Below are 23475 nucleotides of genomic sequence, written 5' to 3'. Positions count from 1 at the left end.
GAGCATTGGCGCTGTCTGAGTGTTAGGTATGGCTGCGCGAAATAGCGCTGGCAGCGCCTGACGCAGCGGCATTGCAATACAGGCATTGGTATAGTTGCGCCACTTTTTCCATGGAGATGTTCAATGCGCACCCAAACCCGCGTTATCGGTGGCCTTATCGTCGCCGCGCTGCTCACCCAACTGACCGCCTGCGGCACCCTGTTCTTCCCGGATCGCCGCGGCCAGATCGAAGGCCGCATCGACCCCATGGTCGCTGGACTCAACGCTATCGGCATCCTGTTCTATGTGATCCCAGGACTGATCGCCTTTGGTATCGACTTCGCCACCGGCGCGATCTACCTACCGGGCGGCCTGACCTCGCAAGTTGACCCGCAAGACCTGCAGAATGTGGTGGATGCTGACGGCAAGGTCGATCCGATCAAGCTCAAGGCACTGATCGAAGTGCAAACGGGCCACAGCCTGCCGCTTGATGACCCGCGTCTGATTCAGCACAGCGGCAGTGCGGAGCAACTGGCAGCCTATGGTCTGCGCCCAGCAGCCTAAGCCCGGCACCAGCAAGCCCAAACTAAAAGCCCGTTTTCCGACGGGCTTTTGTTATTTAGCGCTAGCCTTGGCAGAACTCGCCCAATTCTGGATAGCCCGTGAACATACAACCGCAACACGCCCGCCTGATGCGCCTGGCGACCTTCGCCGCACTGGCGGCGGCACTTACGCTGGCACTGGCCAAAGCCATTGCCTGGTGGCTCAGCGGTTCGGTCAGCCTGCTGGCGGGGCTGACCGACTCGCTGCTTGATGGCGCCGCCTCGCTGCTCAACCTGATCGCCGTGCACTACGCCCTGCGCCCGGCCGATGAGGATCACCGCTACGGTCACGGTAAGGCCGAAGCCCTGGCTGGCCTGGGCCAGGCGCTGTTTATCGGCGCCAGCGCAATCTTAGTCGGCAGTCACGCCATCGACCGCCTGCTCAGTCCCGAACCGATTGGTGCACCGGCCCTGGGCATCGCGGTGATGCTACTGTCGCTGGCGGTGACCATCGCCCTGCTGATGTTTCAGAACCATGTGGTGAAACTGACCGGCTCCACCGCGATTCGCGCCGATTCGCTGCACTACCGCTCGGACCTGTTACTCAACAGCAGCATCCTTCTGGCATTGCTGCTGGCTAGTTACGGCTGGCCGCAACTGGACGCCATCTTCGGTATCGGCATTGCGCTGTATATCTTCTGGAGCGCCATCAGCATCGTCCGCGAAGCCGCCACCGTGCTGATGGATCAGGAGCTCGATCCGCAGATCAGCGCACAGATGCACAGCCTGGCCTGCGCCGTGCCCGGCGTGCTGGGCGTGCATGACTTGCGCACGCGGCTCTCCGGCACCCACTGGTTTGTGCAGCTGCATGTGGAGCTGCCGGGCGAGTTGAGCCTGCAGCATGCCCACGGCCTGTGCGATCAGGTTGAAGCGGCGATCCGCAGCGAGTTCCCCCGCGCCGAGGTACTGGTACACGCCGACCCGAGCAATGTGGCACCGCCAGCTGCGGTCTCTTGAAGGTAGCGAGCAGGTAACAGGAGTCGCCTGACACCATGTTTAGCGGCGCGCAGCCGAAGACAGCGGGCACAAAAAAGGGGAAGGCCTGCAGGCCTTCCCCTTTTTTGCGTGTCCGTCATTGTGGCGATGGTAACGCCTTTTCTTCGCCTACCTGGTTGGGCAGTGCGAACCCGGGTGCCGTGACGATCCGGTTGGATCGGCGGCGACCGCTCACCTGATTGGGCGAGGCGGCTGGACGTGTCGTCCGGGCCTTGAAGTTGAGGTAAAGCTTACGCCTGCCAACGCAGTGAAAGATTGCGAACATTGCTGAAATACCCACCACTTGCGCAATTAATCACCACAAGCGCATCATTCTGAACAACCGAATAACGAAAGCAGGATAAAGATGAACAGACTTGATCGTTACGACCTGAATATCCTCGCTGAATTGCAGCGCGACGCCACCCTGTCCAACCAGGACCTGGCCGAACGCATCGGCCTGTCGCCCTCCCCTTGCTCGCGGCGGGTTAAACAGCTCGAAGACGATGGTTATATCCTCGGCCAGGTCGCCCTGCTCGACCGTAAACAGCTCGGCCTGACGCTGACTGCCTACGTGCTGATTGGCATGGACAAGCACACCCCGGAACGCTTTGAGCATTTTCAGGAAGAAATCCGCAAATGCCCGCAAGTGCTGGAATGCTGCCTGGTGACAGGGATGGACGCGGACTACCAGCTCAAGGTGGTGGTGCCGGACATGGATCATTACCAGAAACTGCTACTGGGTACCCTGACCCGCATCGAGGGTGTTTCCAGCGTACGCTCCAGCTTTGTGCTGCAACAGATTCTCTCCAGCACTCAGCTGCCGTTACAGCACCTGCGCGGCTGATCGCCGCACTTTGGCCGTGGTCGGCTGGCAGAGCCGCCGATGGTGCGTATAATCGCGGCCTCTGTGCGATGGCCGTCCTTTCATGCGCTTCGCATAGCGCTGGTCGGCACCCAGCCGAGCACCTGCAGGTTCACGAGGCCCGAATGGAAACCGAACAGTTCGAATCCCTGATGATGTACGCCCTAGTCGGCGGGCTGATGGTGTTTATGTTCTTCATCATCTGGGACCTGGCAAAAACCTCCAAAGCCGGCCGCCTGGGCACCGCCATCCTGTTCCTCGGCCTGGGCCTGTGCCTGTTTGCCTTCCTTGCCAAACCGGTCATCACCTACATCATCGAAGCAAGTCGCGGCATCCACGGCTAGAAAGCTGCCCCGCGCCGACCACTGCACACCAAGCCGCAGCAAACTGCTCTAGAATGCGCCTTTCCGCCTTCTCTCAGGAGCATTCATGTCCCCTACCGACCGGGTGATGCAGAGCTATGGCCGCTGCTGCGCCAGCCCAGATTTTTTCGACAGTTTTTACCGGCACTTCCTCGCCAGCTCACCCGAGGTGCGCGAGAAGTTCGCCAATACCGAGATGAACGGACAAAAGCTCCTGCTGCGTCAGGGCATTCTCAACCTGGTGATGCATGCCCGCGGCATGCCTGACACCAAGCTGCGCGCCCTGGGCTGCAGCCACTCCCGCGCCGCCATGGACATCCGCCCAGAGCTGTATGTGCTGTGGCAGCAAGCGTTGCTACAAACCATCGGCGAGCATGATCAGCAGTACTGCAACGAAACCCGCAACGCCTGGAATGAGGTGTTGGATAAAGGCATCGCTGTTATCAAAGCTGGTTACTGATCAATCCAGCCGGGCCGGCACTTCGCGCCACTGCCCCGGCTGCAAATCATCCAGGCTGAACGTGCCGATACGCACGCGCACCAGGCGCAGCGTTGGCAGCCCAACAGCGGCGGTCATACGGCGTACCTGACGGTTGCGCCCCTCGCGAATCACCAGCTCAAGCCAGGCCGTCGGGATGCTTTTACGAAAGCGCACCGGCGGGTTGCGCTCCCACAACTGCGGCTCATCCAGTAACCGTGCTTCGGCCGGCAGGGTTGGGCCGTCATTTAACTGCACGCCGTCACGCAGCTGCTGCAATTGCACGTCGTTCGGTTCGCCCTCTACCTGCACCCAATAGGTTTTCGCCAGCTTGTGCTTGGGATCGGCGATGCGTGCCTGCAGGCCGCCGTCATTGGTCAGCAGCAACAGACCTTCGCTATCACGGTCCAGCCGACCGGCCGGGTAGACGCCGGGCACATCGACAAAATCCTTGAGGGTGGCGCGGCCCTGGTCATCATTGAACTGGGTCAGCACGTCAAAGGGTTTGTTCAGCACCAGCAAACGCGGCTCAGCGGGTGGCGCCTTGGCCACGCGGCGCACCGCAGGTTTACCGCTGTGCGGACGAGAAGACGCTGGGCGAGGTGGGCGCGACATAGGTGATCCAACAACAGGTTACGAGTCGGCCAGTGTAACCGAGGCCACGGTTGGACTATCAGTCTGAGTGATCCGCGCAGCCTGCAACGGCGTAGCGGGCTATGCTGGCAAAGTTGTGTTTCCTGTCCCGAGGCCATTGTTATGAGTTCGTCCGAATCCATCGTCGACACCTTTACCGGTTGGGCTGCCAAAGCACCCGGCGCGCCCCTCGAACTGCACAGTTATGACCCCGGCCCACTGGGCGCTGAAGAAGTGGAGGTGGCGGTGGAATACTGCGGCATTTGCCACTCCGACCAGTCGATGATCGACAACGAGTGGGGCAATGCGCGCTACCCCTTTATCCCTGGCCATGAAGTAGTCGGCACCGTGGTGCGCCTCGGCCCACAGGCCCGCGGCCTCAAGCTCGGCCAGCGCGTCGGTATCGGCTGGTACAAGGGCAGCTGCATGCATTGCAGCTCCTGTATGGAAGGCTCGCACCAGCTGTGCGGCACAGTAAAACCGACGATTGTCGGCAGCAACGGCGGTTTCGCTGATCGCCTGCGCAGCCATTGGGCCTGGGCCGTAGCACTGCCCGACGGCCTTGACCCTGCGCTGGTCGGCCCACTGTTCTGCGCCGGCTCCACGGTGTTCAGCCCACTGCTGGACTTCGACGTGAAGCCCACCGATAAGGTTGGCGTGGTCGGTATCGGAGGCCTCGGTCACCTGGCGCTGGGTTTCCTCAATGCTTGGGGCTGCGAAGTCACCGCCTTCACGTCTTCACTGAGCAAACAGGAAGAAGCCAAACGCCTGGGCGCACACAAGGTGGTGGCCTCGACCGATAGCGCAGCGCTGAAAGCGATTGCCGGCAGCCTGGATTTCCTGCTGGTCACTGCCAGTGCCGACTTGGACTGGAGCGCTATGATCGGCACCCTACGTGGTAAAGGCCGGTTGCACTTTGTCGGCATCGTACCCAGCGCGATCCCGGTGCATGTATTCAACCTGATTCCCAAGCAGAAGAGCCTGTCTGGCTCACCGGTTGGCTCACCGGCCAACATGGCGAAAATGCTCGAGTTCTGCGCGCGCCATCAAATCCTGCCGCAGGTCGAGCACTTCCCCATGAGCAAGGTCAACGACGCCATTGACCACCTGCGTGCCGGCAAAGCGCGTTACCGCGTGGTGCTGGACGCCAGCAAGTGACAGCGGGGGCAAATCAGCTGCATGATTTGCCCCTTTTTCACCGCCGCTGAGCCACACATGCCGCACCCGATCGAAACACCCCGCGCCACCGACTTCCCGCGCTTGCTTGAAGTGTGGGAAGCAGCCGTACGCGCTACCCATGACTTCCTCGAAGAGCACGATATTCAGCTGCTCAAACCCTTACTGATCGAGCAGTACTTCCCCCTGGTTCAGCTCAGTTGCATGCGTGGCGACGATGGCACGATCGCCGGTTTTCTCGGCTATGCCGAAGGCAAGGTCGAGATGCTGTTCGTTGACCCGCAGTACCACGGCATGGGCATTGGTCGAGCACTGCTCAACGACGCAGTGGTACGCCTCGGCGCACACCAGGTCGACGTCAATGAGCAGAACCTCCAGGCGCTGGGTTTCTACCTGAGCCAGGGCTTTGCAGTCGAAGGCCGCTCACCGCTGGATGGCGGCGGGCGGCCTTTCCCGATTCTGCACCTGCGCCTCGCTTGATGCGTTAGCGGAACGGCGGCTCATCAAAGCTGCGCAGCTTGCGCGAGTGTAGCGAGTTGAGCTGGCTGCGCATCAGTTCCAGCGCGGTGATACCGATATGCAGGTGCTGGGTGACCGCGCGCTCATAGAAGGCACCGGCCGCACCCGGCAGTTTGATCTCGCTGTGCAGTGGTTTGTCGGACACGCACAGCAGCGTGCCATAGGGCACGCGCAGGCGATAACCTTGCGCGGCGATGGTGCCGCTTTCCATGTCCACGGCCACGGCGCGGGACAGGTTGATCAACGGCCGCTCCTGGGCCCAGCGCAGTTCCCAGTTGCGGTCGTCGTAGGTCAGCACGGTGCCGGTACGCAGACGCTTCTTCAGCTCATCGCCCTCTTCACCGGTCACCAACTTGGCCGCTTCCTGCAACGCCTGCTGCACCTCGGCCAGGGCAGGCAGTGGGATATGCGGCGGCAGCACGCGATCAAGAATGCCGTCGCGGCGCATATAGGCGTGAGCCAGCACGTAGTCGCCAATGGTCTGCGACTGACGCAGGCCGCCACAGTGGCCAATCATCAGCCAGCAATGCGGACGCAGCACAGCCAGGTGATCGGTGATGTTCTTGGCGTTGGATGGGCCGACACCGATGTTGACCAAGGTAATGCCGTGGCCGTCCTCAGCCTGCAGGTGGTAGGCCGGCATCTGGTAGCGGTGCCAGATGACGTTCTCGATAATCGCCTGCATCTCGCCTTCGGCCATGCCGCGCTCGATCACCACGTTGCCCGGCAGCACCATGCGGTTGAAGCGCGACTCACCCACCAGCATGTCCAGACCATGGCGAATAAATTGGTCGACGTAGCGGTGGTAGTTGGTCAGCAGAATCCACGGCTGCACATGCCGCCAGTCGCTGCCGGTGTAATGCACCAGACGACGCAGGGAGAAGTCCACCCGCGCCGCGTCGAACAGCGCCAGCGGCAGCGGGTCGGTGTTTTCCCAGTCGTACAGGCCATCGGCTGTACCGTCGGTGGCGGCGGACAGATCGGTACTGGGGAACACCCGCGCCAACTCGGCGGCGGTTACCCCGGAGCCGGCCAGCTCATCGCCCTGTTCGACCACGTACGGATAAGGAATGTTCTGCTGGCTGATGCCCACTTCCACACGCACGGTGAAGTCGCTCATCAGAGGGCGCAGCTGCTCCAGCAGGTATTTACGAAACGCTGCCGGGTGGGTGACGGTGATGCTGTAGGTGCCCGGCACCTGCACCTTGGCGTAGGCACGCACGGTGGTCGGCACTTCGCCCTGACACAGGTAGACCAGACGCAACTCGGGGTAGCGGAACTGGCACTGCTGAGCGGCATCCGGCTTGACGCGCTCTTTCAGGTAGCGCTTGAGCGCCTGACTCAAGCCCGTGGTCGCCTGCAGGTGCAAGGCGGCCAGACGATCCACTGCTTCTTCAGCGGTGTTGGCGACAATAAAGTCATCGGAACAAGGGTTCACAAGGCACCTTCCTGGCTGATCGGAATGGCTCTATCTTGCCCTGATCCGCCGCGCTTGCGATAGCGCGACGTTGCCCGCGCAGGCTACTTGAGTAGCGCCTGCAGATCCTCGGGCACAGCCTGCGGGGTCAGCGGGCCGACGCGCCGTGTGCCCGGATTTCCCAGGGGAAACAGCCCCAGCAGCGAACCCAGGCTACCGGGTATGCGCAGCAGTTGCGCCAGGCCCTCGGCCCAATCACGCTGGCGCCAGGCCCAAGCGAGCATCCATAAATGGCTGCGTAAGTGTTCGCTGAAATAACGCTGACCGAGAATATGCGCCCGCTCCAGATGGCGCAGCTCGGTAGCCGGATCAATACCGCGCTGAGCACGGGCCAGTTGGTATTCCTGCCAGAAGGCTTGTTCACGGGTCATGGCAACGCTCCTCTATTCAGCTGCGTTGCCAGTCTGCAAATGCGGGGCGGCACCCAGGTCAAGCATCCGTTGCTAATCTTCTGTCAGCCAATTGTCTAAGGAACACTCATGCCGCGCGCGCTGCTCACCCTTGTGCTTTGTCTGTTACCCAGTTTTCTGCTGGCCGATAACCTAGACGGCCATTACTTGACGACGCTGGACGGCCAGCCAGCCGAAATGCACCTGCGCAGCCAGGGCCAGCAGGTCACGGGGGAATATGTGGAAGGTGGCAGGCTGCACCTGCAGATCAGCGGCACCTTTGACGGGCAACTGCTCCGGGCTCAGATCAGTGATGCGCAATCTGGCCAGTTGATCGCCAATATGAACGCCACTTACGCCAATGGCATGCTCAACGCCCATATTGCCGCACGCAACCCGACGACCGGGGCCACCCTGGAGCGCAAGGCGCTGTTTCACCGGCAGAACCTTAACGCTGCAGCGGCAGCGTCAAGCAGTAGTCCAAGCAGCAGCGCCACACGCGATCCGGCGCTGATCGGCACTTGGGTACACGAGAAGATCATCAACAGCGGCGGTGCCAATTTCGCCTCAATGACCACCCAGATGATTCTGCAACTGAGTGATGACGGCAGCGTTTCGCAGTGGACGCGCAGTGTGGCAGGTGGCGCCGACTGGAACTACGACAGCCCTGGCGAGCTGCAATACAGCGGCCGCTGGCAGAGCAACAACGGCCTTTTAGAAGTGCAGATGCAGGGTCGCAGTGACTATCAGCCTGCCGCCTACTATCGCTTCAGCGACCAGTACCTGGTCACTGAGAGCAACACCGGCAAGCTGATCTGGCAGCGCCGCCAGTAGTCAATCAGGCCGGCTGATGCAGACGCGTGTTGAACAGCGGCCCACGGCTATAAGCGGACAGTGCCTTGGCAGCGGCCAGCACACCCAGATCAACCAGTGGCTCGATCAGGATCACGCTCATATAGGCCAGACCAAAACTACCCACGGCCGCCAGGTTCTCACCGGAGAAACCGTTGCCATAGAACGCCCAGAAGCCGACCCAGGCGACGATGCCACCCTGATAGGCGGTCGACAGCGCCAGCGCCTGCTTGTAGGAGAGGTCAACATAAGCAGTACCCGGCGCAATGATGCGCTTGGCCAGCACACTGATCGCCCACAGCGGCACCAGCAGCGTGGTGACGTTCATGCCGTACTGCGGCAGGTCAAACTGGGCAAACAGCAGACCCTGCAACAGCAGGCCAGCGGCAAGACCTACAGCCGTGGCACCCGCGCCGAACAGCAGCAGCAGGGTCGAGCCGAGGATTAAGTGAACCTCGGAAACCCCAACCGCATGGTGCGGAAAGACCTCGAAGAAGCAGAACACCAAGGCGGTGGTCAGCAGGCTACGCAGCGCCAAGGCGGCAGCGCCACCGTTGCTGCGCACGCTGTCGAGGGCAAGTTTAGCCGTGAGGCCAAAGGCACCTGCGGCGGTTGCATAACTGAGGAAGAGTTTGGCGCCAGTAACGACTTCTGGTTCGATGTGCATAGCGATTCCTGTACCGCGCCCACCGCGCGATGATCCGGATTGAGGGGATGGGCATAAGCGCCCGACTTCGATGGCAGGTCTCCTGGCTCACGGCTTGATACTCCACCCGCCTTCCCAACCTTACGGTCAGTGGCATCTGGGCGTCGCTCGCCGTTTACAGTTGCGGGGGCAGCCATGGCTTCGGCACCGGTTGTGGTGCTTTCCATGTTCCCTTTTCATCCAGTCGCATCACACGGGCTGGAACCATCGGCGGCCACCTTACCCGGCGGCCGCGGGAAATGACAGAGCCGGGCGTTTACCGCGCAGGTATACCAACGGACTGAGTAGCGCCTGACGCCGTATGGAGCAAGCAAGTGAAGACACCACTGGCGTTGGCGCACAGCAGCCCCTGAGCATCGTGCAGCGTGGCCTGTACCGCGACATGTCGCCCTTCGCGCTGCTGCACGCGGGCTTCGGTTCGCAGCGGCAAAGCCGCAAGACCAATCGGGCGCAGGTAATTCACCTGCAGGCTGGCGGTCTTGTAGACCTCCTCGGCACAGGCTTGCGAATACACCGCCAACCCCAACGCCGCATCGAACAGCGTGGCGGTGTAACCACCATGCACGCCGCCGAGTGGATTGAAGTGCACAGCCGGCGGCTGACTGCTGAAGCTCGCCACCCCGGCTGCGGCCTGCAGCTGAGCGATACCGTAGTCCGCACCGATATCACCGGCCAGCCAGGCCTTTAATCGCTCAAAGAGACTGCTGTGCATATCCAGGCCTCAGATCAGATGCGGCGTACTGCGCACCACCAGCGCCTCGACATTCACCCCACGCGGCAGAGTGCCGTAGACCCGGCCGCCCTGCCCGCCCAAACGGCTGGCGATAAAGGCATCGCTTACCACCGAATTGCCGGCTTCCAGCAGCAGCTTGGCCTGTAGTGCCAGGGCCACGTCTTCGGTCAACTGACGGGCGCGGTACTGGATATCGGCGGTGTCGCGAAAGTCTGCCTGCAGCTTGGAGATATGCGCCTTGAGGCGTGCATCAGCATGACCGTCGCCGAGTTCATGGAACAGTGCATCAAGCACGCCGGGTTCCTTGGACAGTGCACGCAGCACGTCCAGGCACTGCACGTTGCCCGAGCCTTCCCAGGTCGAGTTGACCGGTGCTTCACGGTACAGGCGCGGCAAGATGGTGTCCTCGACATACCCGGCGCCGCCCATGCATTCGGCGGCTTCGTTGATCATGGCGGGCGCACGTTTGCAGATCCAGTATTTGCCCACGGCGGTGACCAGGCGGGCGAACTTGTCTTCCTGCTGGTCATGCGGATTATCCAGCGCCTTACCCATGCGCATAGTCAGCGCCAGGGCCGCTTCGCTTTCCAGGGCCAGGTCGGCCAGCACGTTCTGCATCAGCGGCTGTTCGCTGAGGACACGGCCGCCAACCTGGCGGTGGGCGCAGTGGTGTGCGGCCTGGGTCAGGGCCTGACGCATCAGGGCGCTGGAGCCGATCATGCAGTCGAAGCGGGTCAGCGCGACCATCTCGATAATGGTCGGCACGCCACGGCCTTCCTCGCCGACCATCCAGGCCAGGGCGCCGCGAAACTCCACTTCACTGGAGGCGTTCGACCAGTTGCCCAGCTTGTTTTTCAGGCGCTGGATATAGAACTCGTTGCGCGTGCCGTCCGGGCGATGGCGCGGCAGCAGAAAGCAGGTCAGGCCCTTGGTGGTGTATGCCAGGGTTAGGAAGGCATCGCACATCGGCGCCGAGCAGAACCACTTGTGACCGACCAGTTCATAAGCTTGACCGGGACCACCCAAACCCACCGGGTAAGCGCGGGTGGTGTTGGCGCGCACATCGGTGCCGCCCTGCTTCTCAGTCATGGCCATGCCGATGGTCGCGCCGGTTTTCTGCTCGATCGGCAGATTGCGCGGATCGTATTGGGTGGAGAGGATTTTCGGCAGCCACTTCTCGGCCACATCGGCCTGCAGCCTGAGCGCCGGCACGCTGGCGAAGGTCATGGTCAGCGGGCACCCGCTGCCAGCTTCGGCCTGGCTGTGCAGGTAGCTCATGGCGGCGCGCGCCACCTGAGCACCGGCGTGCGGGTCGGTCCAGGGCATGGACGGCAGACCATGCTCGATGGCCGCACTCATCAGCTGGTGATAAGCCGGGTGAAACTCCACCAGATCGGCGCGATGGCCATAGCGATCGTGGCTTTTGAACACCGGCTTGTTTTCATTGGCGAGAAAGCCTGCGGCCATCAGCTCACCACCGGCCAGGCCGCCATACACATCCAGGCGCTGCTCGGCCCAGCCGCCGCCGAAGCGTTTGCTCCACTCCTGCAGCGGCAGGTCAACGCGGTACAGGTTGGCGCCATCCAGCGGCGGCACCTGATTGAACACTTCATGGGTTTCGGCGTGTTGGCTGGCATTCATGGCTGAGGCTCCTCTGCGGGCAATGGGGCGCCCACGGCGCGTAGACAAAAGGTGACCAGGGCTTGGCTGACTTCAGCCAGACTGGGGGCGGGGTATCCGGCTTCACGGGCCGCACGCGCGGGCGGCGATAACGGGCCGACCAGGGCTTCGGCAATGGCGCCGACCAGGCAGGCAGCAACCAGGTTGATTTGCTGCACGCGGAATACGCCGAGCGCGGCTCCTTCCTGTAACAACTCAACGAACAGCTCCGCATAGGCTTCGCGGTAGAACAGGCGCTGCTCGTCGACTTCCGGATCAACCGGCTCAGCAATCAGGGCGAAGGCCAAGCGGCGGCTTTCCCAAGCTCTCGCCGCAAAGCGCTCCAGCCCTGCGCCCAGGCGTTGCTCCGGACGACCGGTTCCGCGCATGGTGGCGGCCAACGCATCGACTTCACGCTGGCTGGCCACAGCAAACACCTCGGCTGCCAGGCTGCCCTTACTGCTGAAGTGGCGGTACAGGCTGCCGGTGGCGATACCGACATCCTCGGCCAGGGCCTGCATGGTCAGCGCGGCAAAGCCGCCTTCGGCCACCCGCGCCAAGGCGGCGCTGATGATGCGCTCACGCAGCGCCTGGTCACGGTCGATACGCAGGGCGGTGGTGCGATAAGCCATGATCTGAATCCTGATTCACTATTGCTCAAGTGAATCAGGATTCAGAGTTTGGCTAAAGGGCGATTCCGGGCACAACAGCGGGCATATTGGCCAGCCGCTGGCGCATACAACTCAATAATGTATTTACGATCTCAGGAGCTAGAGCCATACAAGGCGCTACGTTAGTAACAGCCTTCGACTGGTCAAAGCGGCGAGGAAGCAGACTGGGCTCACATTCCGAGCCTGCTTTTAACGCAGTAGGGCCGACGCGCAGCAGATCGTAAGATCAGGACTCGCGGCAGAGCACCCAGTCGTGCAATAGATTACGCAGCTGTTCGAACTTAACTGGCTTGGCCAGGTAGTCGCTCATGCCTGCAGCAAGACAGCGCTCACGGTCGCCGCTGTGGCTGTGGGCGGTGATCGCCAACACTGGCAGCAACTGGCAGCCCGGCAGGTTGCGCAACGCCCGGCAGGTGGCAAAACCGTCCATCACCGGCATCTGGCAGTCCAGCAGCACGGCGTCGATGGTCTCGCTACGCAAGAGCTCAAGGGCTTCAGCGCCATTGTCGGCCGTGCGCACCTGATACCCCAGCTTGAGCAGCATGCCGCGGGTTACCAGCTGATTGATCGCGTTGTCTTCGACAATTAATACCGTGCACTGCTCAGGCGCGCGCAGCGCCGGGCCGGTGGCGCGCAGCACGACGGCGGCTGGGGAGGTCATTTGCACCGGCAAGGCCAACGGCAGCTCCAGGCGGAAACAGCTGCCCTGACCGGGCTGTGATTCATGACTGAGATCACCGCCGAGCAGATCGACCAGCTGCCGGCAGATCGCCAGACCAATGCCCAGGCCGCCGTACTCGCGGGTCATCGAACCATCCAGCTGCTGAAAACGCTGATACAGCTTGCCGTCCGCCGGTACGGCAAAGCCCACACCGGTATCAATCACCTCGATGCGCAGCGGCAGAATATCGCTGGCCGAACCGCCACGGCTGACCCTTACACGCACCTCGCCATGCAAGGTGAATTTGATGGCGTTATCCAGCAGGCAGTTAAGGCTTTGCACCAGTTTGCTGGCGTCACCCTCAAGGGTGTCGGGCAGGCTGTCATCCAGCTCAAGCACAAAGCGCAAACCCTTGTCTTCGGCACGTGGCGCGTACTGCGCACGCAAACCGTCGAACAGCCCGCGCAGGCTGAACGGCTCACGCCGTGGGTAAAGGCGTCCGGCCTGCAGCTCGGTGAGAGCGAGGATGTCATTGACCATGCGCATCATGTCGCGGGCCGAACTGGCGGCGGTGCGCTGGTAATGCGCCAACTCACCGTCGATCTCGAGCATCTGCATCAATTCAAGCGAACCAATCACCCCATTCATCGGTGTGCGCAGTTCGTGGGTGACGGTGGCGAGGAATTCATCCTTGAGGCGGTTGCTGTTGGCCAGCTCCTGGTTGAAGGCTTCCAGCTTGAGCCCGGCCTCTTGGAGGATGCGCGTGCGTTCTTCCTTCATCGCGTTGATGCGGTCGGCCAGGGCCAGCGAGAGCAGGCCGACTTCCAGCGCCGAGCCGATCTGACTGGCGTACATGGTGAGGAACATATTCGGCAGGTAGCCCAGCACCATCAGCGTGTTGACCATCCCACCGGCGAGGAAAGCCGTCCAGGCGATGATGAAATAGCGCGCCACACGCATGCCGCGCATCCAGGCGAGGATGCCAGCACTGAAAATCACTACGGTAAAGCCCAGCGCCAGGTAAGTGGCCAAACGCAATGACAGGGCATAACTGGCCGTCAGTGCCAGGGTCATCACCAGCACACCAGACCCCATCATCAGCAACAAGGCGCGGTCGACCCAAGGACTGTGCTCGGCGGTATGCAGGAAGCTGCGGGCGAACTGACACCCAAACAACGCAGCCGCACCAATCAGAAACGGCGTGGCAGCGTTCGCCCACCAGGGGCTGTTGGGCCAGAAATACTCGATGGCCGCGCCGTTAACCGACAGCTGATAAAAGCCGAACGAGGCGATATAGAGGATGTAATACAGGTAGCTGGTGTCGCGCACGCTGAGGAAGATAAACAGGTTGTAGATCAACATCACCAGCAGCACGCCGTAGATGATGCCCAGCACATAGATGCGCGCCGGTTGCTCTTCCAGGTAGGCGTTCGGCGCCCAGAGGGTCAGCGGCGCTTGAATCGAGCCCTGACTTTCCAGGCGCAGATACACACTTTGCCGCTGCCCCGGTGGCAACCTCAGTTCAAACACGTAGTTGTGCTGCTTGATCTCGCGGCTGGAGAACGGCAAGGCATCGCCGGTGTGCTGGCTCAGTTGATAGCGTCCCTGCGCATCGGGCAGGTACAGCTGCACATGATCAAGTGGCGGATAGGCCAGCTCCAGCAACCAGGGCTGGTCGCCATTTGCCTGCTGCGGGCGGTATTCCAAGTCCAAGCGCAGCCAGAACACCGAACGCGAATAACCGGCATTCAGTACGCCCTTGTCATGCTGACGGAAGCTGGCCTGAAGGGCTGGAGAGGTGATGTCCTCGATGCTGGCATCGCCGCGTACATCCTCGAATACCGACATGGCCGTGCCGAGCGGCAGGCTGCGGGTGTTTTCGTCAAAAACCAATGCCCCGGCCAACCCTGGCACCAGCATGAATAAGCAGAGAAGGATGTAGTGCATGCAGCTCAGCCAGAGTAGGCCAACAGCGCCACGGCGCGCCGTTGGAAGCGATGTAATTGGATGCTGGCACTCTAACATAGGCCTTTACGCCAGAACCCCAGGAAAAACCTGAATGACCTGGAGTTTTTTGACCGTTCATTGGCCCGCGTCACAACTCTTTCCGAGCCTGCGACAGATCGTCCGCAGGACGGGCTTTCCTGCCGCAACAGGGTCTGCAAGCCGCCGTTTGGTGGTAAGCTCGCGCACCATGAAAACGCCTACTTCTCGCCCCGTAGTGCTGTGCCTGTCCGGTCACGATCCCAGTGGTGGTGCTGGCCTGCAAGCCGATATCGAAGCCCTGCTCGCCCAAGGCTGTCACGCCGCTCCTACTGTGACCGCGCTGACCGTGCAGGACACCGTCAATGTTTCTGACTTCCGCGTGCTCGACCGCGACTGGGTCTTGGCCCAGGCCAATGCGGTGATCAATGACCTGCCGGTCGAAGCCGTTAAGCTCGGCATGCTCGGCTCGGTCGAGATGGTCGAGACCGTGCTGCACATCATGCAGCGCTTACCCGGCATTCCGCTGGTCTGCGACCCGGTGCTGCGTGCCGGCGGCGGCGGCGCGCTGGGCAAGGATGAAGTCGGTTATGCCATGCGCGAGCGCCTGCTGCCCGTTGCCACCATTGCCACGCCGAACCTACCGGAAGCGCGCATCCTCGCCGAGTTGCCCGAGGGTACGGCCGATGAGTGCGCCGAGAAGCTGCTGCCCTTCATCCAACACCTGCTGATCACCGGCGGTCATGGCGATGAGCATGAAGTGCACAACCGCCTGTACAGCCGTGATGGCAGCCGCCACACCTTTACCTGCCAGCGCCTACCCGGCAGCTACCATGGATCCGGCTGCACCCTGGCCAGTACCCTGGCCGGGCGCCTGGCACTGGGCCAGGAGTTGGTCAGCGCCGTGCAATTTGCCCTCGACTACACCTGGCGCACCCTGCGCGATGCCGAACAGCCTGGCCACGGCCAGTTTATTCCGCGCCGCCTGCCACTCGATCTTTCTTGATGAACGGCTGCTGTATGGAGCGCACCCCATGAAACTGCGTGGCCTGTATGCCATCACCGATAGCGAATTACTCAAGGGCAAGCTGCTGCCCTACGTCGAGGCGGCACTCAAGGGTGGCGCGACGCTGCTGCAGTACCGCGACAAATCCAGCGACGAAGCGCGGCGCCTACGTGAAGCAGAAGCCCTGCGCGAGCTGTGCAACCGCTATGGCGCTGCACTGATCATCAATGACGACGCCGAACTGGCGGCGCGCCTCGGCGTGGGCTTACACCTGGGGCAAGGCGATGGCTCGCTGTCCGTCGCCCGCGCCCTGCTCGGGCGCAAAGCAATTATCGGCGGCACCTGCCACGCCCAGCTGGAACTGGCCGAAGCCGCCGCCAAAGAAGGCGCCAGCTACGTCGCCTTCGGCCGCTTCTTCAATTCCACCACCAAGCCTGGCGCACCGGCGGCTGATGCTGAGCTGCTGACAGCGGCGAAAGCCAAGATCAACCTGCCGATTGTCGCCATCGGCGGCGTGACCCTGGACAACGCCCCTGAGCTGATTGCCCACGGCGCGAGCATGGTGGCCGTGGTGCATGGCCTGTTCGGGGCCGACTCGGCTGCTGAAGTCGAGCGTCGCGCCCGCGCTTTTAGCGCCCTGTTTACCCAGAAATAAAGGCCTGGAGCCATTATTAACGTCGCACAGCGACGACCCGAAGGGTGGCCGCCAGGGATGGCAGGCCATAATTAATTCTTGTCAGGGGCAGCCCGGCTTGCCCCAACTCCCCGCTTGAGAGGCCCTGCCATGTCCCGTTCCGAAACCCTCTTCGCCAACGCGCAAAAGCACATCCCCGGTGGCGTCAACTCGCCGGTGCGCGCCTTCAAAAGCGTCGGTGGCACGCCGCTGTTCTTCAAGCATGCTGAAGGCGCCTACGTCACCGATGAAGACGATAAGCGCTACGTGGATTACGTCGGCTCCTGGGGCCCGATGATCCTCGGCCACAGCCACCCGGAAGTCCTCGACGCAGTGCGCAACCAGTTGCAACACGGCCTGTCCTACGGCGCACCGACCGCCATGGAAACCGAGATGGCGGACCTGGTGTGCAGCCTCGTGCCGTCGATGGAAATGGTGCGCATGGTCAGCTCCGGCACCGAGGCGACCATGAGCGCCATCCGCCTGGCCCGTGGCTACACCGGCCGCGACAACATCATCAAATTCGAAGGCTGCTACCACGGCCACTCCGACAGCCTGCTGGTGAAAGCCGGCTCCGGACTGCTGACTCAGGGCGTGCCGAGCTCGGCCGGCGTGCCGGCGGACTTCGCCAAACACACCCTGACACTGCCCTTCAACGACCTGGCGGCAGTTGAGCAGATGCTCAGCGAAGTCGGTTCGAGCGTCGCCTGCATCATCGTCGAGCCGGTAGCCGGCAACATGAACTGCGTGCCGCCTGCGCCGGGCTACCTACAGGGCCTGCGCGAGCAGTGCGACAAACACGGCGTGGTGCTGATCTTCGACGAAGTGATGACCGGTTTCCGTGTCGCCCTCGGTGGTGCCCAGGCATATTACGGCGTCACCCCGGACCTGACCACCTTCGGCAAGATCATCGGCGGCGGTATGCCGGTCGGCTGTTTCGGCGGCAAGCGCGAGATCATGCACTGCATCGCCCCGCTCGGCCCGGTGTACCAGGCCGGCACTCTGTCGGGTAACCCGCTGGCCATGGCCGCAGGCCTGACTACTTTGCGCCTGATCAAACGCCCGGGCTTCCACGCGGAGCTGACTGTCTACACCAGCCGCATGCTCCAGGGCCTGCAGGACCGCGCCGATGCGGCCGGCATCCCGTTCGTCACCACTCAGGCGGGCGGCATGTTCGGCCTGTATTTCAGCGGCGCTGACGACATCGTCACCTTTGACGATGTAATGGCCAGCGATGCCGAGCGCTTCAAGCGCTTCTTCCACCTGATGCTGGCAGGTGGCGTGTACCTGGCGCCGAGCGCTTTCGAGGCCGGCTTCACCTCCATCGCCCATGGCGATGCCGAGTTGAAGATCACCCTGGATGCCGCTGAACGGGCCTTTGCCGAGCTGAAGAACGCCTGATGCAGTACAGCACGGCACTCTCCGATGGCGTGCTGGCTTTGGCCTGCCTGGCCTGCGCAATCGCCATCGGCAAAGCCCGCAGGCACTATGGTGAAGCCGATCAGCCCGCGTTGTTTTGCGCCCTGCTAGGGTTTCTCCTGCCGGCCGCTGCGGCGACCGTTGGTGTGGTTCGCTTCGGCATCGACCCCGACGCACAAGCTGCACATTTGTGGCTGAGCCAAGCCAGCAGTTTTCTCGGCCTGCCGCTGCTCGGCGCAGCCGCACTGGCGTTGGGCCGAGGCTGGGAATGGAGTCGCGCCAACTGGGGACGCATCCTGCTCGGGCTGTGCGCCTTCTTCGAGCTGTTCCGGCAGATGAACCAGCTGGAGGATTATCGCCTGCTGCTCAACCTGGCAACCTTGCTGCTGATTCTCTACGCCGGTGCTGTGCAGTGGCCCAGACGCGCACCCCTGGCTTCGGCGATTACGGTGGTCGGGCTGTTTCTGCTGGCCGGCTTGGCCGTCGGCACCGAGGGCTTTATCGGTTCTTTACGCCGAGTCGACTTGTTTCATGCCCTGCTGACGCCGGCCTACCCACTGCTGGCCTGGCTACTGTTGAGCCTGCCTGGCAGCGCAAAAAATGGCCGCACGGAAGAAAACCCGGTAAAGACTTTGTAAGAACGCCGCTGCTTATTTCATAATGTGATGGCTGCCGCGTTACGGCGGCCAGGCACATCGCCTGTTGTGCATCCCGAGGTAAACGGATTTTCATGAAACGCACCGGCCGCACCCTGTCTCTGGGCTGCCTGTTGCTCCTGCTGCCACTGCTTGCCTCGGCGAGCGGCAATTCCTTGCTGATCCCCGCGCTTGGCAGCTGCTCACTCAACACCGCCCCCGAAGAACTACCCGCTGCTCTTGAAGCCTGCGAGCAAGCTGCGCTCAATGGCGATCTGCAGGCGGAGTTTGAACTGGGCGAGTTCTACTACGACGGCAAGCGCGTCGAACGTGATCTCAGCCAGGCGCTGAAATGGTTCGAGCAGGCCTCACTGCAAGGCCATGCGCAATCGCAGTACCGCCTGGGCATGATGTTTTTCCGCGGCGAAGGCGTACAAGCAAACGCCGTGCAGGCTTATATCGTGCTGAAGATGGCGGCGGTGAATGGCTCGGATGAAGCCATGGACAGCGCCGACCTGATCGCCGCGCAGATGCCCCGTGATGAGCTGGAAATCGCCAGCCAGGTACTCGGGCAAATCTTCCGCAACTACCTGCTGGAGTTGCAGAACGCCGACACCCTTACCTCACCGTTCGCGCCACTGCCGTAGTCAAACCGTTTTGGCGTGAAGCGTAGCGAGCGAAGAGCAGGCAAGGCAAAAACTGGCGAGGCAGCGGAGTTTACTGGTGTAAATGAGCATGCCGAGCCAGTTTTTAACGCCGCATGGTCGAGCGCAGTAGCTTCACTTATCAGGCATCGGCATGGGGAACGGCATGACATTGCCGCCACCCTTGGCTTCGCTGATCTTCGGCGTGCCCAGGCGCTCGACTTCGTCGATGCGGATGATCGCGTGCATGGGGATAAAGCTGCGCACCACGCCGTCGAACTGCGCCTTGAGCTTTTCCTCGCTGGGGTCGACGACCACCTGGGTGCGCTCGCCGAAGACGAACTCCTCCACTTCCAGAAAGCCCCACAGATCGCTTTGAAAGATCTGCTTGGCGTACATCTCGTACACCTGACCCTGGTTGAGGAAAATCACCTTGTAGATGGGTTCGCGCTTGCTCATGGCTATGCAGTTCGTACCGATGGGTTAATTGAAAGGGCGCGGATCATAGCATAGCCGCCTAGCAGCCAACGCTAGGAACCCTGGCACTAGCTCCCTATAATGCGCGGTTCTTCGAATCACCCTTTTTGAGCGCGCATGACCAAGAAGCTTTATATCGAAACCCACGGTTGCCAGATGAACGAGTACGACAGCTCGCGCATGATTGACCTGTTGGGCGAACATCAAGCCCTGGAAGTCACCGAGAAGGCCGCAGACGCTGACATCATCCTGCTCAACACCTGCTCGATCCGTGAAAAAGCCCAGGACAAGGTGTTCTCGCAACTCGGCCGCTGGCAAAAACTGAAAATTGCCAACCCAGACCTGGTGATCGGCGTTGGCGGCTGTGTAGCCAGCCAGGAAGGCGCGGCGATTCGTGATCGCGCGCCCTACGTCGACGTGGTCTTCGGCCCGCAGACCCTGCACCGCCTGCCGGAAATGATCGACGCCGCGCGTACCACCAAGATCGCCCAGGTCGACATCAGCTTCCCCGAAATCGAGAAATTCGACCGCCTGCCCGAACCGCGCGTCGATGGGCCCAGCGCCTACGTGTCGGTGATGGAAGGCTGCAGCAAGTACTGCACTTTCTGCGTGGTGCCCTACACACGCGGCGAAGAAGTCAGCCGACCGATGGCCGACGTGCTCGGCGAAATCATCCACCTGGCCGAACACGGTGTGCGCGAAATCACCCTGCTCGGGCAGAACGTCAACGGCTACCGCGGCGCCACCCAGAATGGGCAGATTGCCGACTTCGCCGAGCTGCTCTACGCCGTAGCGGCAATCGACGGTATCGACCGCATTCGCTACACCACCAGCCATCCGCTGGAGTTCTCCGACGCGCTGATCCAGGCCCACGCCGAGATCCCCGAGCTGGTGAAGTACCTGCACCTACCGGTGCAATCGGGCTCCGACCGCATTCTCGCGGCGATGAAGCGCAACCACACCGCGCTCGAATACAAGTCGCGTATCCGCAAGCTGCGCGCCGCCGTGCCGGACATTCTGATCAGCTCGGACTTTATCGTCGGTTTCCCCGGTGAAACCGAGAAGGACTTCGAGCAGACCATGAAGCTGGTCGAGGATGTCGGTTTCGACTTCTGCTACTCCTTCGTCTACAGCGCGCGCCCTGGCACCCCGGCGGCTGACCTGCCAGATGACACCCCACTGGAGCTGAAAAAACAGCGCCTGGCACTGCTGCAACACCGCATCACCCAGCAGGGCTTCGAAAATAGCCGACGCATGGCCGGCACTGTGCAGCGCATCCTGGTCAACGATTACTCGAAGAAGGACCCTGGCATGCTCCAGGGCCGCACCGAGAGCAATCGGGTGGTCAACTTCCGCAGCGATAACCCGCGCCTGATCGGTCAGTTCGTTGATGTGCATATCGACCAGGCCATGCCCAACTCGCTGCGCGGCACGCTGATCAACGAAACCGTCTGCAACTAAAGCCGCAGCGGCCCGAGCTTCCCCCTCGCGGCCGCTAGCGCTATTCTTCGTTTCACTACCCCAGCCGACTGGCGGCCATCACACGACCTTGAACGCACCCATAGAACCACTCCGCTTTATCCTTGAACCCTTTGAGGCTCGCCGCTTCGCTAACCTGTGCGGCCAATTTGATGAGCACCTGCGCCTGATCGAACAGCGCCTGAGCATCGAATTGCGCAACCGCGGCAACCAGTTCGAACTGGTCGGCACCGCCGGTCAGACCCGCGCTGCCGAGCAGCTGCTGCGCCGCCTCTACCGTGAAGCCGAAAACACCGAACTGTCGCCCGATCTGGTGCACCTGTTTCTGCAGGAGTCCGGGATGGAGGAAATGAGCAACCCGACCGTCGAAGCCAGTGTCGCCCTGCGTACCCGCAAGGGCATGATTCGCCCGCGCGGGGCCAATCAGCAGCGCTACGTCAAAGCCATCCTCGACCATGACATCAACTTCGGCGTCGGCCCGGCCGGTACCGGCAAAACCTACTTGGCTGTGGCCTGCGCCGTGGACGCGCTGGAGCGTGAGCAGATTCGTCGCATCCTGCTCGTGCGCCCGGCGGTAGAGGCCGGCGAGAAGCTCGGCTTCCTCCCCGGCGACCTGTCGCAGAAGATCGACCCCTATCTGCGCCCGCTCTACGACGCGCTGTACGAGATGCTCGGTTTCGAGCAGGTGGCCAAGCTGATCGAGAAACAGGTGATTGAAGTCGCGCCGCTGGCTTATATGCGCGGCCGCACGCTGAACAACAGCTTTATCATCCTCGACGAAAGCCAGAACACCACGCTGGAACAGATGAAGATGTTCCTTACCCGCATCGGTTTCGGCTCCACCGCCGTGATCACCGGCGACATCACCCAGGTCGACCTGCCACGCGGCACCAAAAGCGGCCTGACCCACGTCATCGACGTGCTGCGTGACGTTCCGGGCATCAGCTTTACCCACTTCAAGCCCAAGGACGTGGTGCGCCACCCACTGGTGCAGCGCATCGTCGAAGCCTACGAGCGCTACGACAATCGCATGCACGGCAAGTTGGATAACGAGCAGGATGAGCGCAATGCTTGAGCTTGACCTGCAGATCGCCAGCGACGCCGCCAGCCTGCCGAGCGAGGCGCAGTTTCGCGCCTGGTGCGAGATCGCCCTGCGCCAGCGCACGGCGGATTCCGAGTTGACCATCCGCCTGGTCGATGAAGCCGAAGGCCGCGAGCTCAATCACACCTGGCGTCATAAAGATTACGCCACCAACGTACTATCCTTCCCTGCCGATGTGCCGGACGAGATGCTGGATATACCGCTGCTCGGTGATCTGGTGATCTGCGTGCCGGTGGTTGAGCGCGAAGCCCAGGAACAAGCTAAAACCAGCGAAGCGCATTGGGCGCACTTGGTGATCCACGGTTGCCTGCACCTGCTCGGCTATGACCACATCGACGATGAGGAAGCCGAAGAGATGGAAGCGCTGGAACGAGAATTGCTGGCTGAGTTAGGTCATCCCGACCCTTACGCCGACCACGAATAAATGCCCTCTACGCAAACCCAACTGAAATTACAAAAGGTTCCTGAGTAACCACCATGAGCGAAGACCGATCGAGCAACGAGCAGAAGTCCTGGTTTAACAGACTGACCCAGGCTTTTGCTCATGAGCCGAAAAACCGCAAGGAATTGCTGGAAGTGCTGCGCGAAGCGCATCAGAACAAGCTGCTCGACAGCGAAGCACTGGCCATCGTTGAAGGTGCAATTCAGGTCGCCGACCTGCAGGTTCGCGACATTATGGTGCCGCGCTCACAGATGATGAGCATCAAGGCCAACCAGACGCCCAAGGAATTTCTGCCCTCGATCATCGAGGCTGCGCACTCGCGTTATCCCGTGGTGGGCGAGAGCCTCGACGATGTGGTTGGCATCCTCCTGGCCAAAGACCTGCTGCCGCTGATCCTCTCGGGCGAACAGCCCAACTTCAATATCAAGGACCTGCTGCGCCCGGCCACCTTTGTGCCCGAGTCCAAGCGCCTCAACGTGCTGCTGCGCGAGTTCCGCGCCAACCACAACCACATGGCCGTTGTGATCGATGAGTACGGCGGCGTTGCTGGCCTGGTGACCATCGAGGACGTGCTGGAGCAGATCGTCGGCGATATCGAAGACGAGCACGACGTGGAGGAAGACAGCTACGTCAAACCACTGCCTTCCGGCGACTTCCTGGTCAAGGCGCTGACGCCGATTGAAAGCTTCAACGAAGCCTTCGATACCGAATTCTCCGATGACGAGTTCGATACCGTCGGCGGTCTGGTGATGAGCGCCTTCGGCCACCTGCCCAAGCGCAACGAAGTCACCCAGATCGGCGAATTCCGCTTCCGCGTCCTCAACGCCGACAGTCGCCGCATCCATCTGCTGCGCCTGAGCCCGGTTAGTAATTGATCC

26 protein-coding genes and 1 riboswitch are annotated in these 23475 nt (G+C 61.8%); of the genes, 17 read left to right on the top strand and 9 right to left on the bottom strand.

What is annotated here, in order from left to right:
* The first annotated feature begins 123 nt into the window (after nucleotides 1–123).
* The 5 genes from CUR33_RS05945 (at nucleotide 124) to CUR33_RS05925 (ending at nucleotide 3243) form a co-directional block, all read left to right on the top strand.
* Nucleotides 124–543 carry a polyribonucleotide nucleotidyltransferase gene (locus CUR33_RS05945; RefSeq protein WP_090249184.1) on the top strand — a complete coding sequence of 140 codons (420 nt, stop codon included), beginning with the start codon at nucleotides 124–126 and terminating at the stop codon, nucleotides 541–543.
* Between the two features lie 128 nt (nucleotides 544–671).
* Nucleotides 672–1538: a cation diffusion facilitator family transporter gene (locus CUR33_RS05940; RefSeq protein ID WP_448703154.1), complete on the top strand. Its 867-nt coding sequence runs from the start codon at nucleotides 672–674 to the stop codon at nucleotides 1536–1538.
* A 385-nt stretch (nucleotides 1539–1923) separates the two neighbouring features.
* Entirely contained in the window at nucleotides 1924–2403 is a 480-nt protein-coding gene (locus tag CUR33_RS05935) for an Lrp/AsnC family transcriptional regulator (protein ID WP_090249188.1), read from the top strand.
* 143 nt (nucleotides 2404–2546) lie between these two features.
* Nucleotides 2547–2765 carry a DUF2788 domain-containing protein gene (locus CUR33_RS05930; RefSeq protein ID WP_090249191.1) on the top strand — a complete coding sequence of 73 codons (219 nt, stop codon included), beginning with the start codon at nucleotides 2547–2549 and terminating at the stop codon, nucleotides 2763–2765.
* Nucleotides 2766–2850: 85 nt separating this feature from the next.
* Entirely contained in the window at nucleotides 2851–3243 is a 393-nt protein-coding gene (locus tag CUR33_RS05925) for a globin (protein ID WP_090249193.1), read from the top strand.
* Here CUR33_RS05925 and CUR33_RS05920 read toward each other — a convergent pair whose 3' ends face one another.
* A complete protein-coding gene (locus CUR33_RS05920) occupies nucleotides 3244–3813 on the bottom strand; it encodes a pseudouridine synthase (protein WP_289239508.1) in 570 nt (189 codons plus the stop codon). It lies immediately after the preceding gene.
* Between the two features lie 204 nt (nucleotides 3814–4017).
* On the opposite strand from CUR33_RS05920, the gene ahr reads away from it, so the two are divergent.
* Nucleotides 4018–5052, top strand: a complete 1035-nt coding sequence (gene ahr / locus CUR33_RS05915) for an NADPH-dependent aldehyde reductase Ahr (RefSeq protein ID WP_289238987.1) — start codon at nucleotides 4018–4020, stop codon at nucleotides 5050–5052.
* 57 nt (nucleotides 5053–5109) lie between these two features.
* Entirely contained in the window at nucleotides 5110–5550 is a 441-nt protein-coding gene (locus CUR33_RS05910; protein WP_289238986.1) for a GNAT family N-acetyltransferase, read from the top strand.
* Nucleotides 5551–5554: 4 nt separating this feature from the next.
* On the opposite strand, the gene amn is transcribed toward CUR33_RS05910, so the two are convergent.
* Together amn and CUR33_RS05900 are read right to left on the bottom strand one after the other, a co-directional pair.
* Nucleotides 5555–7027 carry an AMP nucleosidase gene (amn, locus tag CUR33_RS05905; protein WP_160085483.1) on the bottom strand — a complete coding sequence of 491 codons (1473 nt, stop codon included), beginning with the start codon at nucleotides 7025–7027 and terminating at the stop codon, nucleotides 5555–5557.
* Between the two features lie 83 nt (nucleotides 7028–7110).
* Nucleotides 7111–7437 (bottom strand): DUF3703 domain-containing protein, encoded by a 327-nt coding sequence (locus CUR33_RS05900; protein WP_289238985.1) that lies wholly within the window; start codon nucleotides 7435–7437, stop codon nucleotides 7111–7113.
* A 108-nt stretch (nucleotides 7438–7545) separates the two neighbouring features.
* Here CUR33_RS05900 and CUR33_RS05895 point away from each other — a divergent pair, with 108 nt between their 5' ends.
* Entirely contained in the window at nucleotides 7546–8289 is a 744-nt protein-coding gene (locus CUR33_RS05895; RefSeq protein ID WP_289238984.1) for a hypothetical protein, read from the top strand.
* Between the two features lie 4 nt (nucleotides 8290–8293).
* Here the strand turns inward: CUR33_RS05895 and CUR33_RS05890 are convergent, their stop codons facing one another.
* The 5 genes from CUR33_RS05890 to CUR33_RS05870 form a co-directional block, all read right to left on the bottom strand.
* Nucleotides 8294–8974 carry an energy-coupling factor ABC transporter permease gene (locus tag CUR33_RS05890; RefSeq protein WP_090249208.1) on the bottom strand — a complete coding sequence of 227 codons (681 nt, stop codon included), beginning with the start codon at nucleotides 8972–8974 and terminating at the stop codon, nucleotides 8294–8296.
* A 55-nt stretch (nucleotides 8975–9029) separates the two neighbouring features.
* Nucleotides 9030–9237, bottom strand: a riboswitch (cobalamin riboswitch).
* Between the two features lie 32 nt (nucleotides 9238–9269).
* Nucleotides 9270–9725, bottom strand: coding sequence for a PaaI family thioesterase (locus CUR33_RS05885; RefSeq protein ID WP_289238983.1), 456 nt, complete (start codon nucleotides 9723–9725; stop codon nucleotides 9270–9272).
* A 9-nt stretch (nucleotides 9726–9734) separates the two neighbouring features.
* Entirely contained in the window at nucleotides 9735–11387 is a 1653-nt protein-coding gene (locus CUR33_RS05880; RefSeq protein WP_289238982.1) for an acyl-CoA dehydrogenase family protein, read from the bottom strand.
* A complete protein-coding gene (locus CUR33_RS05875) occupies nucleotides 11384–12037 on the bottom strand; it encodes a TetR/AcrR family transcriptional regulator (RefSeq protein WP_289238981.1) in 654 nt (217 codons plus the stop codon). Before CUR33_RS05875 ends, CUR33_RS05880 begins: the two co-directional genes overlap by 4 nt.
* 265 nt (nucleotides 12038–12302) lie before the next feature.
* Nucleotides 12303–14684 (bottom strand): hybrid sensor histidine kinase/response regulator, encoded by a 2382-nt coding sequence (locus CUR33_RS05870; protein WP_289238980.1) that lies wholly within the window; start codon nucleotides 14682–14684, stop codon nucleotides 12303–12305.
* Nucleotides 14685–14931: 247 nt separating this feature from the next.
* On the opposite strand from CUR33_RS05870, the gene CUR33_RS05865 reads away from it, so the two are divergent.
* The 5 genes from CUR33_RS05865 to CUR33_RS05845 all read left to right on the top strand — a co-directional run bounded on the left by CUR33_RS05865 (nucleotide 14932) and on the right by CUR33_RS05845 (nucleotide 19100).
* The gene (locus CUR33_RS05865) at nucleotides 14932–15726 is read left to right on the top strand and encodes a hydroxymethylpyrimidine/phosphomethylpyrimidine kinase (protein ID WP_090251242.1); all 795 of its coding nucleotides are present in this window, start codon (nucleotides 14932–14934) and stop codon (nucleotides 15724–15726) included.
* 28 nt (nucleotides 15727–15754) lie between these two features.
* On the top strand, nucleotides 15755–16381 hold the full coding sequence (gene thiE, locus CUR33_RS05860) for a thiamine phosphate synthase (protein WP_289238979.1): 627 nt from the start codon (nucleotides 15755–15757) through the stop codon (nucleotides 16379–16381).
* 129 nt (nucleotides 16382–16510) lie between these two features.
* Complete coding sequence (hemL, locus tag CUR33_RS05855; protein ID WP_289238978.1) at nucleotides 16511–17800, top strand: glutamate-1-semialdehyde 2,1-aminomutase; 1290 nt, start codon at nucleotides 16511–16513, stop codon at nucleotides 17798–17800.
* On the top strand, nucleotides 17800–18456 hold the full coding sequence (locus CUR33_RS05850; protein ID WP_289238977.1) for a hypothetical protein: 657 nt from the start codon (nucleotides 17800–17802) through the stop codon (nucleotides 18454–18456). Before hemL ends, CUR33_RS05850 begins: the two co-directional genes overlap by 1 nt.
* Nucleotides 18457–18548: 92 nt before the next feature.
* A complete protein-coding gene (locus CUR33_RS05845) occupies nucleotides 18549–19100 on the top strand; it encodes a tetratricopeptide repeat protein (protein WP_289238976.1) in 552 nt (183 codons plus the stop codon).
* Between the two features lie 132 nt (nucleotides 19101–19232).
* Here CUR33_RS05845 and CUR33_RS05840 read toward each other — a convergent pair whose 3' ends face one another.
* Entirely contained in the window at nucleotides 19233–19556 is a 324-nt protein-coding gene (locus CUR33_RS05840) for a DUF1820 family protein (protein ID WP_090249225.1), read from the bottom strand.
* 135 nt (nucleotides 19557–19691) lie between these two features.
* Here CUR33_RS05840 and miaB point away from each other — a divergent pair, with 135 nt between their 5' ends.
* The 4 genes from miaB to CUR33_RS05820 all read left to right on the top strand — a co-directional run bounded on the left by miaB (nucleotide 19692) and on the right by CUR33_RS05820 (nucleotide 23472).
* Nucleotides 19692–21035 (top strand): tRNA (N6-isopentenyl adenosine(37)-C2)-methylthiotransferase MiaB, encoded by a 1344-nt coding sequence (gene miaB, locus CUR33_RS05835; protein WP_289238975.1) that lies wholly within the window; start codon nucleotides 19692–19694, stop codon nucleotides 21033–21035.
* 88 nt (nucleotides 21036–21123) lie between these two features.
* Complete coding sequence (locus tag CUR33_RS05830) at nucleotides 21124–22128, top strand: PhoH family protein (RefSeq protein WP_289238974.1); 1005 nt, start codon at nucleotides 21124–21126, stop codon at nucleotides 22126–22128.
* The gene (ybeY, locus tag CUR33_RS05825; protein WP_160085497.1) at nucleotides 22121–22579 is read left to right on the top strand and encodes an rRNA maturation RNase YbeY; all 459 of its coding nucleotides are present in this window, start codon (nucleotides 22121–22123) and stop codon (nucleotides 22577–22579) included. Before CUR33_RS05830 ends, ybeY begins: the two co-directional genes overlap by 8 nt.
* 53 nt (nucleotides 22580–22632) lie before the next feature.
* Nucleotides 22633–23472 (top strand): HlyC/CorC family transporter, encoded by an 840-nt coding sequence (locus CUR33_RS05820; RefSeq protein ID WP_090249233.1) that lies wholly within the window; start codon nucleotides 22633–22635, stop codon nucleotides 23470–23472.
* The last annotated feature ends 3 nt before the right edge of the window (nucleotides 23473–23475 follow it).

Origin of the sequence: Pseudomonas sp. FEMGT703P, assembly GCF_002786345.1 — a bacterium.
GTDB classification, from domain to species: domain Bacteria; phylum Pseudomonadota; class Gammaproteobacteria; order Pseudomonadales; family Pseudomonadaceae; genus Aquipseudomonas; species Aquipseudomonas peli.
The sequence above is the reverse complement of the archived record's forward strand: the minus strand, read 5'-3'. Positions and strand labels throughout refer to the sequence as shown.

What these genes read in the sequence shown, in the direction of transcription:
- CUR33_RS05945 (WP_090249184.1), top strand. Translation starts at nt 124, where the DNA reads ATGCGCACCCAAACCCGCGTTATCGGTGGCCTTATCGTCGCCGCGCTG.
- CUR33_RS05940 (WP_448703154.1), top strand. Translation starts at nt 672, where the DNA reads ATGCGCCTGGCGACCTTCGCCGCACTGGCGGCGGCACTTACGCTGGCA.
- CUR33_RS05935 (WP_090249188.1), top strand. Translation starts at nt 1,924, where the DNA reads ATGAACAGACTTGATCGTTACGACCTGAATATCCTCGCTGAATTGCAG.
- CUR33_RS05930 (WP_090249191.1), top strand. Translation starts at nt 2,547, where the DNA reads ATGGAAACCGAACAGTTCGAATCCCTGATGATGTACGCCCTAGTCGGC.
- CUR33_RS05925 (WP_090249193.1), top strand. Translation starts at nt 2,851, where the DNA reads ATGTCCCCTACCGACCGGGTGATGCAGAGCTATGGCCGCTGCTGCGCC.
- ahr (WP_289238987.1), top strand. Translation starts at nt 4,018, where the DNA reads ATGAGTTCGTCCGAATCCATCGTCGACACCTTTACCGGTTGGGCTGCC.
- CUR33_RS05910 (WP_289238986.1), top strand. Translation starts at nt 5,110, where the DNA reads ATGCCGCACCCGATCGAAACACCCCGCGCCACCGACTTCCCGCGCTTG.
- CUR33_RS05900 (WP_289238985.1), bottom strand. Translation starts at nt 7,437, where the DNA reads ATGACCCGTGAACAAGCCTTCTGGCAGGAATACCAACTGGCCCGTGCT.
- CUR33_RS05895 (WP_289238984.1), top strand. Translation starts at nt 7,546, where the DNA reads ATGCCGCGCGCGCTGCTCACCCTTGTGCTTTGTCTGTTACCCAGTTTT.
- CUR33_RS05890 (WP_090249208.1), bottom strand. Translation starts at nt 8,974, where the DNA reads ATGCACATCGAACCAGAAGTCGTTACTGGCGCCAAACTCTTCCTCAGT.
- CUR33_RS05885 (WP_289238983.1), bottom strand. Translation starts at nt 9,725, where the DNA reads ATGCACAGCAGTCTCTTTGAGCGATTAAAGGCCTGGCTGGCCGGTGAT.
- CUR33_RS05880 (WP_289238982.1), bottom strand. Translation starts at nt 11,387, where the DNA reads ATGAATGCCAGCCAACACGCCGAAACCCATGAAGTGTTCAATCAGGTG.
- CUR33_RS05875 (WP_289238981.1), bottom strand. Translation starts at nt 12,037, where the DNA reads ATGGCTTATCGCACCACCGCCCTGCGTATCGACCGTGACCAGGCGCTG.
- CUR33_RS05870 (WP_289238980.1), bottom strand. Translation starts at nt 14,684, where the DNA reads ATGCACTACATCCTTCTCTGCTTATTCATGCTGGTGCCAGGGTTGGCC.
- CUR33_RS05865 (WP_090251242.1), top strand. Translation starts at nt 14,932, where the DNA reads ATGAAAACGCCTACTTCTCGCCCCGTAGTGCTGTGCCTGTCCGGTCAC.
- thiE (WP_289238979.1), top strand. Translation starts at nt 15,755, where the DNA reads ATGAAACTGCGTGGCCTGTATGCCATCACCGATAGCGAATTACTCAAG.
- hemL (WP_289238978.1), top strand. Translation starts at nt 16,511, where the DNA reads ATGTCCCGTTCCGAAACCCTCTTCGCCAACGCGCAAAAGCACATCCCC.
- CUR33_RS05850 (WP_289238977.1), top strand. Translation starts at nt 17,800, where the DNA reads ATGCAGTACAGCACGGCACTCTCCGATGGCGTGCTGGCTTTGGCCTGC.
- CUR33_RS05845 (WP_289238976.1), top strand. Translation starts at nt 18,549, where the DNA reads ATGAAACGCACCGGCCGCACCCTGTCTCTGGGCTGCCTGTTGCTCCTG.
- CUR33_RS05840 (WP_090249225.1), bottom strand. Translation starts at nt 19,556, where the DNA reads ATGAGCAAGCGCGAACCCATCTACAAGGTGATTTTCCTCAACCAGGGT.
- miaB (WP_289238975.1), top strand. Translation starts at nt 19,692, where the DNA reads ATGACCAAGAAGCTTTATATCGAAACCCACGGTTGCCAGATGAACGAG.
- ybeY (WP_160085497.1), top strand. Translation starts at nt 22,121, where the DNA reads ATGCTTGAGCTTGACCTGCAGATCGCCAGCGACGCCGCCAGCCTGCCG.
- CUR33_RS05820 (WP_090249233.1), top strand. Translation starts at nt 22,633, where the DNA reads ATGAGCGAAGACCGATCGAGCAACGAGCAGAAGTCCTGGTTTAACAGA.